At 44.3% G+C, this 15960-nt stretch carries 18 protein-coding genes; 3 read left to right on the top strand and 15 right to left on the bottom strand.

From position 1 onward, the window contains the following. Positions 1 to 51: 51 nt before the first annotated feature. From BacF7301_RS09340 to BacF7301_RS09290, 11 genes are all read right to left on the bottom strand, one after another. The gene (locus BacF7301_RS09340) at positions 52 to 1476 is read right to left on the bottom strand and encodes a BT_3928 family protein (RefSeq protein WP_167962181.1); all 1425 of its coding nucleotides are present in this window, start codon (positions 1474 to 1476) and stop codon (positions 52 to 54) included. Further along, positions 1466 to 2008 carry a DUF1599 domain-containing protein gene (locus BacF7301_RS09335; RefSeq protein ID WP_167962179.1) on the bottom strand — a complete coding sequence of 181 codons (543 nt, stop codon included), beginning with the start codon at positions 2006 to 2008 and terminating at the stop codon, positions 1466 to 1468. The genes BacF7301_RS09340 and BacF7301_RS09335 overlap by 11 nt, the downstream gene beginning before the upstream one ends. Positions 2009 to 2130: 122 nt before the next feature. Further along, positions 2131 to 3003 (bottom strand): peptidoglycan DD-metalloendopeptidase family protein, encoded by an 873-nt coding sequence (locus BacF7301_RS09330; protein WP_167962177.1) that lies wholly within the window; start codon positions 3001 to 3003, stop codon positions 2131 to 2133. Positions 3004 to 3022: 19 nt separating this feature from the next. Then, a complete protein-coding gene (gene ndk, locus BacF7301_RS09325; RefSeq protein WP_167962175.1) occupies positions 3023 to 3487 on the bottom strand; it encodes a nucleoside-diphosphate kinase in 465 nt (154 codons plus the stop codon). Positions 3488 to 3711: 224 nt separating this feature from the next. Further along, the gene (gene recG, locus BacF7301_RS09320; RefSeq protein WP_167962173.1) at positions 3712 to 5808 is read right to left on the bottom strand and encodes an ATP-dependent DNA helicase RecG; all 2097 of its coding nucleotides are present in this window, start codon (positions 5806 to 5808) and stop codon (positions 3712 to 3714) included. Further along, positions 5809 to 6468: a 2-C-methyl-D-erythritol 4-phosphate cytidylyltransferase gene (locus BacF7301_RS09315; protein WP_167962171.1), complete on the bottom strand. Its 660-nt coding sequence runs from the start codon at positions 6466 to 6468 to the stop codon at positions 5809 to 5811. It abuts the gene before it with no gap. A 7-nt stretch (positions 6469 to 6475) separates the two neighbouring features. Next, positions 6476 to 7027, bottom strand: a complete 552-nt coding sequence (locus tag BacF7301_RS09310) for a DJ-1 family glyoxalase III (protein WP_167962169.1) — start codon at positions 7025 to 7027, stop codon at positions 6476 to 6478. Positions 7028 to 7057: 30 nt separating this feature from the next. Continuing rightward, the gene (locus tag BacF7301_RS09305) at positions 7058 to 7930 is read right to left on the bottom strand and encodes a cell envelope integrity TolA family protein (RefSeq protein ID WP_167962167.1); all 873 of its coding nucleotides are present in this window, start codon (positions 7928 to 7930) and stop codon (positions 7058 to 7060) included. Positions 7931 to 7936: 6 nt separating this feature from the next. Next, entirely contained in the window at positions 7937 to 8353 is a 417-nt protein-coding gene (locus tag BacF7301_RS09300) for an ExbD/TolR family protein (protein WP_167962165.1), read from the bottom strand. A 100-nt stretch (positions 8354 to 8453) separates the two neighbouring features. Next, positions 8454 to 9167, bottom strand: coding sequence for a MotA/TolQ/ExbB proton channel family protein (locus BacF7301_RS09295; protein WP_022137725.1), 714 nt, complete (start codon positions 9165 to 9167; stop codon positions 8454 to 8456). After that, the gene (locus BacF7301_RS09290) at positions 9167 to 9880 is read right to left on the bottom strand and encodes a pyridoxine 5'-phosphate synthase (RefSeq protein ID WP_167962163.1); all 714 of its coding nucleotides are present in this window, start codon (positions 9878 to 9880) and stop codon (positions 9167 to 9169) included. The genes BacF7301_RS09295 and BacF7301_RS09290 overlap by 1 nt, the downstream gene beginning before the upstream one ends. A 173-nt stretch (positions 9881 to 10053) precedes the next feature. Here BacF7301_RS09290 and BacF7301_RS09285 point away from each other — a divergent pair, with 173 nt between their 5' ends. From BacF7301_RS09285 to BacF7301_RS09275, 3 genes are all read left to right on the top strand, one after another. Further along, positions 10054 to 11748, top strand: coding sequence for a leucine-rich repeat domain-containing protein (locus BacF7301_RS09285; RefSeq protein WP_167962161.1), 1695 nt, complete (start codon positions 10054 to 10056; stop codon positions 11746 to 11748). Between the two features lie 120 nt (positions 11749 to 11868). Further along, positions 11869 to 12738: an NAD kinase gene (locus BacF7301_RS09280; protein WP_167962159.1), complete on the top strand. Its 870-nt coding sequence runs from the start codon at positions 11869 to 11871 to the stop codon at positions 12736 to 12738. A gap of 421 nt (positions 12739 to 13159) precedes the next feature. Continuing rightward, a complete protein-coding gene (locus BacF7301_RS09275) occupies positions 13160 to 14389 on the top strand; it encodes a site-specific integrase (protein ID WP_118423999.1) in 1230 nt (409 codons plus the stop codon). Between the two features lie 59 nt (positions 14390 to 14448). Here BacF7301_RS09275 and BacF7301_RS09270 read toward each other — a convergent pair whose 3' ends face one another. From BacF7301_RS09270 to BacF7301_RS09255, 4 genes are all read right to left on the bottom strand, one after another. Continuing rightward, positions 14449 to 14751 (bottom strand): helix-turn-helix domain-containing protein, encoded by a 303-nt coding sequence (locus BacF7301_RS09270; RefSeq protein WP_118424000.1) that lies wholly within the window; start codon positions 14749 to 14751, stop codon positions 14449 to 14451. A 4-nt stretch (positions 14752 to 14755) separates the two neighbouring features. After that, positions 14756 to 14920: a helix-turn-helix domain-containing protein gene (locus BacF7301_RS09265; protein WP_118424001.1), complete on the bottom strand. Its 165-nt coding sequence runs from the start codon at positions 14918 to 14920 to the stop codon at positions 14756 to 14758. Positions 14921 to 15053: 133 nt separating this feature from the next. Then, positions 15054 to 15197: a hypothetical protein gene (locus BacF7301_RS09260; RefSeq protein ID WP_167962157.1), complete on the bottom strand. Its 144-nt coding sequence runs from the start codon at positions 15195 to 15197 to the stop codon at positions 15054 to 15056. Positions 15198 to 15217: 20 nt separating this feature from the next. Beyond that, on the bottom strand, positions 15218 to 15955 hold the full coding sequence (locus BacF7301_RS09255) for a DUF6047 family protein (protein ID WP_209319515.1): 738 nt from the start codon (positions 15953 to 15955) through the stop codon (positions 15218 to 15220). Positions 15956 to 15960: the final 5 nt, after the last annotated feature.

The raw sequence follows: 15960 nt of genomic DNA, 5'->3' as shown, positions 1-15960 counted from the left end.
AAGGGTTAATAAATTTACTATTCTCTCATTTACGATTTACAATTTAACAGTCTATGGTTTCATCTCGTTGGAGTTATCTACTGACATTGGAGCGTTGTCTGTCGGTTTTTGGGCGTTGTCCGCCAGTTCTTGGGCACTGTCCGTCAGTTTTTGGGCTTCGGCAGCTTTCAGAGCCTCTTCCTGCAGCTTCCGCCTGGCGAATTTCCGTTCTCTGCGACGAACCACCAGGACATCCACTCCCAATACCAGCAACAATGGAATAATGAACCACAAGAATACATATCCCACGGTGTGAGCGTCGCTCACCATCTTTTGCTGTCCCAACGGCAAATTTTCCAATTTGTCGGTCAATACATATTCATCCGGTATATCCTCATCGCTCCATTTATTCAGAATCGTTCCGTTCTTTATCAACATCAATCCCGGATTGGAGCGAACCATTGTCTTCAACGTTATATCATCCATCTGACAGAAAGGATATTCCGCTCCGGTCTTATCCTTCCACAGTTCTATCTGTTCTTCCGGCGAAGAAGTCAGGCAATAGAACTTATAGCCATGCTCCACCGAGTAATCGTATATTTCGTTAATCAGGTCGATATTACTGTCATCCGCTTCTTCAATCCGATGGGCAACCAACAGGAAAGTGTATCCCATATCAGTCAATACATCTTGTGTTATATCATCTCCTGTATTCAAATCCATCATGGAGAAATCGTGGATAGCCGGTTCATATCCTTTCTCTTTGAGTATAGTACGTGTGTCTACAAATGTCCATGTACTGTCCGGATAGTTATCCAGCGTAAATTCTTTCTTTTCTCCGTTCTTTTCTAAGATAAAGATACTTTCATATACATTAGGCTTTGCTCCTTCGGGCATTGTCATTCCCTCTTGGATATTCTTTCCTATCTTGTAGGGGCGAAAATCTAAAACAGGCAGACGATCCAAACAATAGAACGACAGGGTAAATACAAAAAACAGGGTATATAAAGAAACCAGCCATTCCATTTTCACACTGATAAAACGGGTCAGCATCGTTCTGTACCGGAACGCCTCGATTGCCGCAAGTAGCAGTATGACATTCTTGCCGAATGTTTCCCAGTTTGTCAACACCCAGGCATCACCGAAACAACCGCAGTCTGAAACCGGATCGAAGAGGGCAAGATAGAAAGTCAGTGGTGTCATGACAATCATTAGCATCAGTGCCAACGAAGAAGCAAGTGTTCTCCGCGTACCAAAAAACAGGGAGATGCCGACAAAAAACTCAATGGCAGACAGTACTATACCGCCCAGCAAAGGGAAAAATGAAGGGAACCAGGAAGCCATGCCGAATGCAGTCAGATAATCCTGTATCTTATACTGGAAGCCCAGCGGATCAACTGCCTTGACAAATCCGGAAAAGATGAACGAAGCCGCCAAAAGAAAGCGACCGATATTCGCTATGACTTTCTGAATAATATGTAAGTTCTTATCCTTCAAATTCTATCTTTATCAGTCCGAAAACAGAGTAATTTATCATATCCATGTAATTGGCGTCAATTCCCTCGGACACCAACGTATTGCCGGACAGGCTTTCAATCTGCTTGGTACGGTATATCTTCATCAAAATCAAGTCTGTGTAAGAGCTGACGCGCATACTCCGCCAAGCCTCATCATAGTCATGATTCTTGGCAAGCATCAGTTCCAATGCCTCTTTGGCATATTTATCGTATAAAGCCATCGCTTCCTCATTGCTGATATCGGCAGATTCTGCGTATCCCAGTTCCAACTGGATAAGTCCGATGATGCCGTAATTGACAATCGCAATAAACTCGGCACGGATTCCTTCATCAATCAAGGTCACCCCCTTGGTTTCAATACTACGAATCCGGTTGGCTTTGATAAAAATCTGATCGGTTACTGAAGCCGGACGCAGAATACGCCACGCAGGCCCGTAATCGTGCAGCTTCTTGGAAAATAAGTCACGGCACAAAGCGATGACATGTTCAAATTGTTGCTTGGTATCTTTCATTTTCTTCCAAATAGTGCGCAAAGGTAACAATAATTAAGTAAAAACAGAAAGAGGGCACTCTAAATTATATTAAAGTGCCCTCTTCCAAAGCTATTGTATTACTGTTTTATAAGCAAGTGAGTTTATGAACAACGCAAAACCTGTCCGATACGCAAAGTTGTGGTTGCTTTAATACGGTTCAATTTACAAAGTGTGCTGACCGATACACCACGCAATTTAGCGATGCGTGACAAAGTATCACCACTCTTCACTTTGTGGTAGCGAATTGCGCCGTCAGCCACCTGAGTGTCATGTGAGCCTGCGCGCTTCACGCCTTTTGTCTTCCTGAACGTATAAGTATCGGCAACGATATCTTGTTTCGGGAAGTCGAACATATAAACCGGGTTGATTGCAATTCCCAAGAAACGGGTTTCAAAATGAAGATGTGAACCTGTGGAACGTCCTGTATTGCCACCCAAACCGATCGGTTCGCCGGCTTTCACCAACTGGTCGTTTTCAACCAACTGTTTTGACAAGTGTCCGTAGACAGTTTCCAGTCCATTGTCGTGACGAATTACGACATACTTGCCATATCCTCTGCGTTCATATTTCACAACGCGTACTTTACCATCGAATGCGGCAACAATAGTATCACCGATGTTCACTTTCAAGTCCAGACCATTATGCATTCTTCTCCAACGAGGTCCGAAAGGGGAGGTAATTCTCGTACTCGGAGTCGGCATATGGAAGCCTGTCAGGTCGATAGTGTAAGTTTCGGGGATAATAGCATTTCCGTAAGCGTGTACATACTGGTTGTTCCAGTTAGGATAAAGACTCAGGGCGGGATATTCGGACTGTTCGGCACGGATTTGCTTTTGCAAGGCCAAAGAGTCTACAGATTTTAATTTCTTGTCTATCGGTGCTTGGCGGGCAATCAGGTCTTGAGAGAAAGAGCTCAGACTAACCATAGCCGCTACGGCTACCAATCCAGTTTTAATAATGCAATTGAAATTCATTCGTTCTTTGTCAATTCATTTAATATTCGTCGTTTGCATACAGGTAGTCAAAAGTCGCCTGTTTGTACTCGAATATTTCTTCCGGTTTAAAAAATCTCATTAATTCAATAGCTGCAGTCTCCGGTGAATCAGAAGCATGAACTATATTCTCTTGAAAGCTCATACTGTAATCTCCACGAATGGTTCCCGGAGCAGCCAGACGTCCATTAGTCGGTCCCGCCAACGTACGGACTGTTTGAATAGCATCCACACCCTCAAAACAACAAACGATAACAGGAACTGTCATCATGGAATCTTTCACACGTTGAAAGAATTCTTTGCCACTGAGGTGGGCATAATGTTCGCTTAATAATTCATCAGTCAGTTGCATCATCTTCATGCCGGCCAACCGTAATCCTTTACGTTCGAAACGATGAGTAATCTCACCAATCAGTCCCCGTTGAAGGGTACATGGTTTTAAAATGACCAGCGTTTTTTCAAGCATAATACTCGACTTTTCAAATGGTTAAACGATACATTTACTAAAAAAATTCCCCCAAAGGTAGTATTTTCCTTTGAAACAGCAAGGGAGTTATTAACTATTTTTCAGACGATTAGCGACAAACAGGAAAAGAAAAGAGCCTTTAAACCCCTATAAATAGGAGAGATAGAGACCAAATATGTTATGCAACACATTTACGCAAATAAACCGTATGTTTAACCGTTTTTTCAGCTAATGGCAGCCCAGTTAACATTCGTTTTCCGCAGGGATTTGAGTTGCCGCCACAAAATTTCGTTCTCCGGATTCTGTGCCATGGGGTCTTGCTCCACGATTCCTTCGGCTATGGAACGGACATATTGCAGCAGTTGTCCGTCACGGGCTATATCGGCAATCTTCAAATCGAAAGCGACACCGCTTTGTTGCGTCCCCTCAAGGTCACCGGGGCCGCGAAGTTTTAAATCCGCTTCGGCTATTTCAAAGCCGTCATTGGTGCGTACCATAATTTCCAGTCGTTTCCGGGTGTCCTCGGTCAGTTTATAATTGGTCACCAGGATACAATAAGACTGGTCGGCACCACGCCCTACCCGACCGCGCAACTGGTGCAACTGTGAGAGTCCGAAGCGTTCGGCATTTTCTATAATCATCACCGAAGCGTTCGGTACGTTCACTCCTACTTCAATTACTGTGGTAGCTACCATTATCTGTGCTTTTCCCGAAATGAAAAGTTGCATCTGCTCGTCTTTCTCGGCAGATTTCATTTTACCGTGCACTTTGCAGACCGTACATTTGGGAAATTCTTCAAGGATATATTGATAACCTTCTTCAAGGTTCTTTAAATCAATCTTTTCGCTCTCCTTTATTAAAGGATAAACAATATAAACCTGGCGTCCTTCGTCTATTTGTTTCTGTACGAAACGGTACATGCTTTCCCGACGATTATCAAACTGATGGACGGTAGTTATCGGTTTTCGTCCGGGGGGAAGTTCGTCAATAACAGAAACCTCCAAGTCGCCATACAGGGTCATTGCCAATGTACGGGGAATGGGGGTGGCAGTCATCACAAGCATATGTGGCGGTTGGTTATTCTTACTCCAAAGGCGGGCGCGTTGAGCCACGCCGAAACGGTGTTGTTCGTCGATAACGACAAAGCCCAGCGAAGAGAAGTTGACAGTATCCTCAATGACGGCGTGCGTTCCTATCAGGATATTCACGTCTCCGTTCAGTAATCCGGTAAGGATGGCTTCCCGTTTTTTTCCTTTGATGGAACCGGTCAGCAGCTCGACACGGATGTCCATTCCGAAAAGCAGTTCTTTTATGGTTTCATAGTGCTGATTTGCCAGGATTTCGGTAGGAGCCATCATACATGCCTGATAGCCATTATCCAAAGCAAGCAACATACTCATCAAGGCGACCAGTGTTTTTCCACTTCCTACATCTCCCTGCAAAAGACGGTTCATCTGCCGACCGCTGCCTACGTCATTACGTATTTCTTTCAAGACCCGTTTCTGCGCACCTGTAAGTTGGAAAGGAAGGTTCTTTGTATAAAATGTATTGAATACATCGCCCACCTTTTCGAAGATATAACCACGATATCTCCTTTGTCTGTCTTTGGCATAACGAAGGATATTGAGTTGCACATAAAACAGTTCCTCGAATTTAAGGCGATACTGCGCCTTGCGAAGCAAATCGGGGTTCGTCGGGAAGTGAATATTCCGAAGGGCTTCCGTCAACGGCATCAGATGATGCTCTGCCAATAACTTGGGAGAGAGCGTTTCGGGCAAAGGTTCTTGTAGTTGCTGAATCACAGTTGCCATCATTTTCTCTATTGCATGAGAATTGAGGAAGCTGCGTTTCATTTTCTCCGTCGTATTATAATAAGGTTGCAGGCCTACGGAAGAAAGTTTCAGTTCATCCGCCTTGTCTATATCAGGATGGGCTACATTGATACGTCCGTTGAAAACAGTCGGTTTGCCGAAAATGATATATTCCTCGTGAAGTTTATATTTACCCAAGATATACTTGATTCCTTGAAACCACACCAAGTCCACGACTCCTGTTCCATCCGAGAAATGGGCAGTCAGACGTCGTTGACGCCCTTCGCCAATGGTTTCGAAACCTAGTATTTCTCCTTTCAACTGGATATATGGCATATTGCCATCTATTTCGTGAATGTAATAGATGCGGCTCCGGTCAACGTACTTGTAAGGGAAGTAATAAATTAAATCATGCAAAGAGTAGATTTCCAACTCCTTATTTAATACAGCAGCCTTCTGTGGCCCTACACCGGAGATAAATTTTATGTCGCGTGTGACTAAATCGAACATTTACAACAGAGCACTCCCTACTTTCAGGTCGAAAGGAGTTGTTATTTTTATATTTTCACGATTACCTTCTGCAAGATATACAGGTACACCCATTGCTTCTACCACTGAAGCGTCGTCTGTAAAGAATGGAGTAAACTCCTGCGCATAAGCCCGTTTCAGTAATTCCACATCAAAGACTTGCGGGGTTTGCACCAATTTATAGTCATTGCGGCTGACCGTTTCACTTCCGCCGTCCGTCAGATGGCGCAATGTTTCTACTACGTCAATCACCGGAATCACCGCTTTCTGCTCTTTTGCCAAATCATAGCAACGACTTATCACGTCTACCGAGACAAACGGACGAACACCGTCATGCACTCCCACCAGTCCGGGAGCCTGCACCAATGCCAGTCCATTCTTTACGGAATGGAAACGTGTTTCACCGCCGCTGGCAATGAGGTGTTCCACGGCAAAACCATGTTCCTTGCAGAGTTGTTTCCAAAAGTCCTGTTGCTCTTTTGGAAGCACTAATATAATCTGAAGTGTAGCGTCATACTTCCGGAATACTTCCAGCGTATGCATCAACACAGGTTTGCCACCGACAGGAAGGAATTGTTTCGGAAGTTCACTTCCCATCCGCAAGCCCTTTCCACCGGCGACAATAATGACAGATTTCTTCATGGACAGCTTAGCGTTTGACGCACATCGCTTCTACCAGCTCGTCTACTTTTTCTTTACCTGCCAACAGGTCAACAATAGTCAAAGCAAATTCCATGGCAGCACCCGGTCCCATACCTGTGATGATATTTCCGTCACGCACTACGTGTTCATTAACACATTCAGCGCCATCCAGATATTGCTCGAAGCTAGGATAGCAGGTAGCTTTCTTGCCTTTCAGCAGTCCCAGTTTGCCCAGCACCATCGGAGCTGCGCAAATGGCGGCGATAGGCTTGCCCTTTTCCGCAAAGTTAAGGATTAACTTCCGCAACCCTTCGTGCTTATCGAGCGTAGCGGCTCCCGGCATTCCACCCGGCAAGAACAAAAGTTCAGCATCAAAGAAATCGCAATTATCAAAGTTGATGTCACAAAGGATGGACACGTCATGCGCTCCGACTACAATTTCATCCGGTGTAACGGATACGATTTCTACATTCATTCCGGCACGTCTCAACGTGTCAATAGTAGTAAAGGCTTCGATTTCTTCAAAACCATCTGCAAAAAATGCGTATACAGTTCCCATAATGCTATCTATTTTTTGGTTAATGATACTCTATCTCAAATTAAAATAATAAGTGATTGTTCCCGTTTGGTTCGTCACTCCATCCACTGTATTAAAGCGAGCCTTCTTAGCCGCATCTTCGGCGGCTTTCCGCAACGCTGAACTTACAGTATTTGTCTGGGGATTAATGCCGGTCGAAATTACGTGTCCCGCAGGATTTACGGTAATATTCACTACGACACGTCCCTCTTCCTGCACATTATATGCAGGTTTTGGCAAACTGCCCGTACCTAAAGAACGTCCGCCGAGGTCAAATGTTCCATAACCACCCGTTCCTGTTTTGGCTCCGGTAGAAGAATTACCTTCTTTACTACCTTCGGTTCCGGTACCACTGGCCGATGTTCCTTTGTTTCCTTCCATTTGCGCTCCCTTTCCAAAAGCACCGGAAACTCTCTTTCTTGCAGCCTCTTCGGCAGCTTTCCGTTCACGTTCCGCCTTTTCTTCGGCGAGCCGTTTGGCTTCCGCAGCTTTCTCTGCTTCTGTTTTTTCGGGCTTTTTCACCGGTTCTTTCGGTTTGGTTACTTCTTTCGGTTTCACCGTTTCTTTTTTGGGTTCTTCCGTTTTCGGTTTCAAAGTAACCGTTTCCTCTTCGGTCTGTGTCAGCAAATCTTGTTCGGAAGGAAGTTCGGGTGTTGTCTCCGCAGGAGCTGCCGCATCTTCATCCAGTACATCCACATCTACCAGTGAAGGGTCGTCAAAGCCGCGTGCCGACTCCACATTTCCCATCATCACAGGCACTCCGCCTGCGTCTTCATCCGGCTGGGGGACAGTAAAGCTCACCAGAATCAAAAGAGCAATCACTGCCACGTGCACCAACAGTGCACCCAGCGCTCCTATGTATTCACCCTTTTTTCTTCTGTCCATTGTTCATTATTTGTTTTCAGGCGGGCGCGTAGCCAACACCATCTTAAAATGATTCTCGTTTGCGATGTTCAATACACGTACAATCTCACGGTAAGGTACCGATTCGTCCGCATACAGTGCCACGTACATTTCGGGTTCCTTCTCTGCACAGCTCTGCAGGAAGGGAGTCAGTTCGTTCAATGCCACCGGTTGCTCCTTCTCATTGCCGAAAGCGGCATAGAAGTTCAAGTCTTTATCAATAACGACTCTTGTCAGCGGCTTCGCCGAAGTCTGTTGCTTGCCTTGCGGCAACAGCACTTTTATAGCATTGGGCGACACCACCGTAGAGGTTATCATAAAGAATATCAGCAACAGGAATATGACGTCCGTCATGGAAGCCATACTGAAATTGGGCGATACTCTATTTCTTCTTTTTAATCCCACTTTGTTAGTGTTTAGTGGTTAGTGATTAATGATTAACGTTCTCGGTTACTTTTCCACTTTCAGGTGGGTTCGTTCAGCCTTTATATGGACTCATTCACCTTTATGTGGGTTCGTTCAGCAAGTCCATGAATTCCATTGTGCGGGATTCCATCTTGTTCACCACACGGTCTACAAGCATCACCAGGTAGTTGTAGGCAAACATGGCAATGATACCGACAATCAAACCACCGACCGTAGTAATCATGGCTTCGTAAATACCGCCGGAAAGCAGTGTAATATCTATATTTCCGCTACCTGCGTTCGCCATTTCGTAGAATGCGCGTACCATACCGGTCACCGTACCGAGGAATCCGAGCATCGGGGCTCCGCCGGAGATGGTTGCCATCACCGTCAGTCCTTTTTCCAGTTTTGCCACTTCGATATTTCCGACGTTCTCAATGGCAGCCTGCACGTCGTTGATGGGACGCCCCAGGCGGCTGATACCTTTTTCTATCATACGTGCCGAAGGTGTGTTCATCGTGCGGCAGTAGTTGATGGCTGCTTTGATTTCACCGCTATGAATATAATCCTTGATGCGTTCCATAAACATGGGGTCTTCTTTTCCTGCCTTACGAATCATATAGTTGCGCTCGAAAAGGATATAGAAGCAAACTACGGACAGCACACCCAGCACAATCATAATCCAACCACCCTTGATAGCCATATCAAGCATGTTCATTTCAGGAGCGTTCACCTCTGTCAGGACAGGATTGGCAGTAGCCAGCGAGTCGGCCATATTCATAGCCCCTTGGGCTAACAAGATCATTGCATTCATCAGCGTAGACAGTTTTTATATTCCTGAATGGTACGTTCCAGTCCCAAGTACAGCGCATCACTAATCAATGCATGACCAATAGAAACTTCGTCCACCCAGGGAATGTTTTTATAGAAATAGTTTAAATTTACAAGGCTCAAGTCATGTCCGGCATTCAAGCCGAGACCTAGTTTACGAGCTGTTTTGGCAGCTTCAACAAAAGGAGCGATGGCTGCTTCCGGATTCTTCGGATAGTCCGTTGCATAGGGTTCCGTGTACAGTTCCACACGGTCGGCACCTGCTTTTGCCGCATATTCCACCATTTCGGGGTCGGCAGCTACAAAGACAGAAGTGCGGATACCTGCGCTGTTGAACTGGTCGAGAACTTCCGTCAAGAATTCCAGATTCGCTTTTGTATCCCAACCGGAATTGGAAGTTATCTGTGAAGGATCGTCAGGCACTAAAGTTACCTGATGCGGTTTTACCTTCAACACCAAGTCTATAAAATCCGGCGACGGATAACCTTCGATATTGAATTCAGTCCGCAATAAAGGACGCAAATCATATACATCCGAACGACGAATGTGGCGTTCGTCGGGACGAGGATGAACGGTAATACCGTCCGCTCCAAAAGATTCACAATCAAGCGCTACCTTTACAACATCGGGCACATTTCCACCGCGTGCATTTCTCAGCGTAGCTATCTTGTTTATGTTTACACTTAATTTAGTCATGGTTCTACGTAATATTTGCCGCAAAAATACAAATATTATTATTAGTTGCCTAATAATACGAAACGCATTATAGGTTCTTTTTTGGTTATTTAAAGTAGAAATTCACAAGAAAACACAGAAAAAGCATACTTTTGTATACTTTCACTCTCATCGAACCCTAAATAAAAAAGCGTATGAACCAATACTATGGCAACATTAAAGTTAAAATTGACAATCTGGTAAACAGTATTATCCTGAAAGTCATTACAAGCTGTGACCCACAATCTCTTCTCACGAAAAATGAGGACGTAAAGCCTTCACTGGAGGATATAGACAAGATGCTGCATGACCACCTGTTGACAATAGGGTTGGACGAAAGGCAATTACCTTTTCCCGACTCCTTGGGAAAGGGCTATGGTTTTTCGCAATTGCCTAAGAATGATCTCCTGCAAACATTTCTGTTTTTTAAAGAGGAAGTGCTCCTAATGCACAAAAACAAACCTTGCCTCATGGACGAATTTCATGCGCTGTGCGAAAGCTATTATCGTGATACCTATAAAAAGAAAGGAATCCACCGATTTTGCCAAGACTATAAAAGAGAATATATCATCAAATCTTCCGATAAGCGTGATGAAATTGATGCCTGGCTCTATGAGCAGTGGATAAACAAGAGGTACCCTTTGGAAAACATCCGGCTTTTTGTTGAACGCCTTAGTTCGTATTGTCAGGATAAAGAGCAAAGTGCACATACCGACAGCAGCGAAACAAAAAAGAAAATAGAAGAAGACACCCTGCGTGAAATTGAAGCCTTGACACGCCAATGGGAAGAAATGAATGTAATCTCCCGGTTCTTTAAGGGGAAAAAGATTTTCGATGCATATGCTTCAACCTTATCCGACTATTACCTGCAACAATTACAGATAGAAACAGATGAATGTCTTGCATCGTTTTTTCATGTGACCCGAAACGGAATAGAATATTTGCAAACAACCATCAACACCATCTATGAAGTCCTGAACGAGAATGATAAACTATCCGATCATCCATTTATAGAAAAAGAGACACTTTCTGTTCTCATCTCAATGATAGAAAAGGAACATTTATCACTGTCCGACCTAGGTATGAGTAGCATGACAGACATACTTTGTTCACTCCAAGAAGCATCATATCCCGAAGGCAACGAACACGTACAGAACTTGCGAAGAGAATTATCCGACATCCTGATAGACAAATATTTATATCAATTGGAAGAAAGATACCAACAAACCTTCGATGTGATAATTGACGATTCGGGAGTGAAGTACACTGCCGATAAAAGAATATTGCTTAAAGCTCCCCAAGATCTGACTAGTTATTATATTCCGGAAGGGGTTGCGAAGATTTACGATTCCGCTTTCTCTGGTATTGCCAGTCTTGAATATATTAAAATACCGGAAGGGGTATGTACTGTCGGAAAACATGCTTTTCAGGGATGCAGTAATCTGAGAGAGGTCATCTTACCCAAATCGGTTACCCAAATCGGAGATTATGCTTTCAATGGATGTACCCGGTTGGAAGATGCGGTCTTTCTTTACCGGGATATTTCATTTAATGATGAATTATTATTCAAAGATTGTCCGGCACTAAAGAAAGAACGGATTAAGACTTACAATAGTGTAATCACCGGATGGATATTTGATGCAGAAAAACGATCGGGCACCCATAAAGAAACGGGCATAGAGCTTCTGTACTGTTTTGACAATGGAGATGGTACCATAAAAACACAACTCGTCAACTTGTCCGATCGCATGAAAACCTTTCGTACACAAGGGCACTCTCAAGAAGAGATAGATAGTATTTTCAGGAAAGTAGGACGCGAATTTGTGATACTATGCAGATCGCTGCATTAAGATAAAGCACCGTTAGGATTCCATTCACTTTTGTTCCGTCATCGAACCGAATAATTGCAAACCGATTGGCTATCTCAGAAAAAAATGCCAAATTTGCATTTTGAACTAACAACATTGCTTATGAAATTTGCCATTTTCGGAAATACGTATCAGGCTAAAAAGTCCTCTCATGCCGCCAATCTGTTCCGGTTATTGAAAAAACGGGGAGCGGAAGTCTGCGTATGCAGGGAGTTCTACCAATTCCTGATTTCAGAGCATATGGAAATCGAAGCCGACCAGTTATTTGACGGTGATGATTTCACAGCCGACATGGTAATCAGTATCGGCGGGGACGGAACTTTCCTGAAAGCTGCCCGCCGGGTAGGCAGAAAGGGAATCCCTATCCTTGGCATCAATACAGGACGTTTGGGATTTCTTGCTGATATTTCTCCCGAAGAGATGGAAGAGACATTCAACGAGATTCAAGCTGGAAGATACAGCGTGGAAGAACGGAGTGTACTTCAACTTATCTGCAACGATACCCATCTGCAAGCATCTCCGTATGCTTTAAATGAAATTGCCGTGCTCAAACGGGACAGCTCTTCAATGATTAGTATCCGTACTGCTATCAACGGTGCATTCTTGAATACTTATCAAGCCGACGGATTAGTGATTGCCACCCCAACCGGTTCGACAGCCTACTCCTTAAGCGTGGGCGGACCGATTATGGTTCCTCATTCCAACACTGTCGTCATTACTCCCGTAGCTCCACATAGCCTCAATGTCCGTCCTATCGTGATACGTGATGATTGGGAAATCACATTAGATGTGGAAAGCCGCAGCCATAACTTCCTGGTTGCCATCGACGGCAGCAGTGAAACGTGCAAAGAAACAACCCAACTCACTATTCGCCGTGCCGACTACAGCGTGAAAGTAGTGAAACGCTTTAATCATATCTTTTTCGATACGCTTCGCAGCAAAATGATGTGGGGAGCGGACGGCAGAAGATAATCCTTCCTTAAAAAATCAGAGGTACCTAATAACGGATATTCCACATACGGCATGATTAGTAAAGCTATTTCATAATTAGTTTCAACCCCATTTGAAACACTTTGTTTCAAGTAGTGAAACACTTCGTTTCACACCGAGAAACAAAGTGTTTCACACCGAGAAACAAAGTATTTTTAAAAGATGCGCAAAGATAACGCAACTGTGCTAAAAATCAAATAGTTATAAAACATATTTTTTAGCGAAGTCGGAAAAGGAAGCAAAGAAAAGCACATTTGGGCCGGAGTTACGTTACCAAATCGTAACTCACCCCAAATTGCCGCTAAAAACGAAACAATATCCTGTATTTCAGTTTGTTGCTCACTTTTGCATAACATCAAATAACTCAACAGTAATTAAATTTGTAACTAAAAAAAGTTGAGTTATGAGAAGTACGTACCGTGTATTATTTTACACCAAGAATCAGGCAGTAAAGAATGGTAAGGCACCGATTATGGGCCGTATAACCATCAATGGAACCCAGGCAGGTTTCAGTTGTAAGAAAGAAGTGTCCCTCGCTTTGTGGGACGTCAAAGCCAACCGGGCAAAAGGTAAATCCGAAGAAGCCCGCACTCTCAATCAGGAACTTGATAATATCAAGGCCCAGATTACCAAGCACTATCAGTATATTTGCGACCATGACAGTTTTGTCACGGCTAAGAAAGTCTATAACCGTTACGTCGGTTTTGGTGAAGACTGCCACACGCTTATGGCACTTTTCAAAGAACAACTTGAATCGTATAAAGAAAAGATAGGTAAAGGAAAAGCAGAAAGCACCTACCGTGGACTGGTTGCCGACTACAAAAGCCTTCTGCTTTTCATGAAAACCAAAAAGAACATTGAAGATATAGCTATTGATGAACTTGAAAAGCCGTTCATTGAGGACTACTATACATGGATGCTCGGAACGGCAGGAAATGCTAACGCCACAGCCTTCAACCGTGTCAACACCCTGAAATGGTTATTGTACATCGCACAGGAAAGAGGTTGGATAAGAATCCATCCGTTTGTATCCTTCGAATGTGCGCCCGAATATAAAAAACGTTCTTTCCTTTCCGAAGACGAATTGCAGAAAATGATCCATATAGAACTGAACCATAAACGTCAACGGGCCAATCGGGATATGTTTCTTTTCATGTGCTTCACCGGGCTTGCTTATGCAGACCTGAAAGCTATCACCTATATGAATATCCATACCGACTCTGACGGCGGCACATGGTTAATGGGGAACCGTATAAAAACCGGTGTCGCCTATGTAGTAAAATTGCTCCCCATTGCTATCGAACTTATAGAAAAGTACAAAGGAGTGAATGAAAGGAAAATCTCTCCCGATAATGTTTTTCCCGTGGGAGAGTATCAGGCAATGTTGGGCAGTCTCAAATTTATCGGGAAGAAATGCGGTTGTAAGGTCGAAGTCACCCCACACCTCGCACGCCACACATTTGCAGTTCTGGCCATCCTCAAAGGGATGCCGCTGGAAACTCTGCAAAAGGTTTTAGGGCATAATTCCATTCTCTCCACACAAATATATGCCGAACTTATTAACCCGAAAGTCGGTGAGGATACAGACAAGCTGTGCGAGAGAATCGGCCACGTTTACAAACTTGCCATGTAACATGACAATAAAGAGGAACGTCCCCCAAGCCATAGCTCGGAGGACGTTTCTTTTCTTTCTTATTTCCTAAACCGCCTGAAATCCCGGTAGTTCTTTTTCAGCACTTCATACAGCCCGCTTTCCGGGTAAAGCAGTTTCCCGCCGATAGTGGTATAGGGCATCACCTTCTCATCCCTCAACGTTTGCAGTGTCCGTCTTGAGATGTGCAGCATGGCACACACGTCATCCCCGGTTAGATAATGCTCATCTGCAATTGTCGGACGTATCCGTGCCGTTGCTTCTTCAACCGCTTTCCCAGTTTTTTTTATCCATCCGGCCAGTTCTTTGAACTCTTCCGAATCCCTTGTGATAATCTCCGCCATACCCTTATTTCCTTCTGATTAGTCCGCTTTCCAATATCTCCTGAATATCCACTTCCCGGTAAAAGAATTTTCCCCCGACGTTCGAGTAAGGGATAAGCCCGTTGTCACGGTAGTTTTGTAGGCATCTTTTCGATATGCCCAGAGCCAGACACACGTCCTGCGCATCCATTCATTTGTCCGGTACGGGCGGAGCAATCTTTTTCTGAAAGTCACCCATTTGTACGGCCAGCGTACTGACCAGCCTTCTCAGCTCCTGATACGCACCTGTTTCAATAATCGTCAGTTCCATACTAAAATCATTTTTAAGTTTCTGAATATGCGGCAAAGTAAAGCACATCTTCCGTCCCTTCCAAATTACGGGAACCGGAGTCACCCGTTGGCGTGCATTGTCTTGACAGCGCAAAGACCCATTCCTGCATCCGGACAGCAACGGGTCTCACATTCATTTGCCTGTTTATTCGTTATCCTATATCTTCCTGCCTTTACTCTTTTGGGGCGTTTCCTTCCCCACCTTCTTTTCCGGTGTTGTAGCCTCTTTCTGCCGCATGACCGGAAAATTCTCTTTCAGCAATCTTTCTGCCAGCTTCTTCGCCTTCTCCTGCATCTCGTCGTACACATCCCATCTGTCCCGGCCTGTCAGCTTGCTTTCTATCTTTTCAAATTTCTCATGAAAACTGAAATTGTCAGGATACTCGTCTACCAATCCGTCCCTCGGATAACCTTTATCCATGATATAAAGCAAGGTCATCCGGTCATAACTGTCTACGCTCCGGGCTATTCCAAGCCCTTTTTCATTGTCCGTCAACCAGGCATAATTCTCCCATGTAGGTGAAAGGTTGAATGTTTCAGTATCGGTTACATTCTTTAATGCCGACTTATCCACAAAGGCATCCGCCGGAATTTCTTCCAACGGCACCAAACAGCCATAATCGTCGTAACAGCGGTTTACTTTCCCTTCCATCAGAGAAGGCCATCCCCTCAATTCATATACAGTCAGAGACTTGCCTTCAAAATCCGGTTCAAAGAAACGTTTCTCTATATTCATTACCAAAAATACATCATACTGCCGTTTCCCGACATAATCCCGGCTGAAAAGCAGCACCCCCCTGTCCGTTTCAACGCCCGTATAAAATTTATTCCCGTGCTTCAAATCATCCAACATATCCGTCATCGCTACGGGTGACGACTTTATTTCCTGCCACATTTTCG

Origin of the sequence: Bacteroides faecium, from assembly GCF_012113595.1 — a bacterium.
Classification (GTDB): domain Bacteria; phylum Bacteroidota; class Bacteroidia; order Bacteroidales; family Bacteroidaceae; genus Bacteroides; species Bacteroides faecium.
This window is presented reverse-complemented; position numbering and strand designations above follow the sequence as displayed.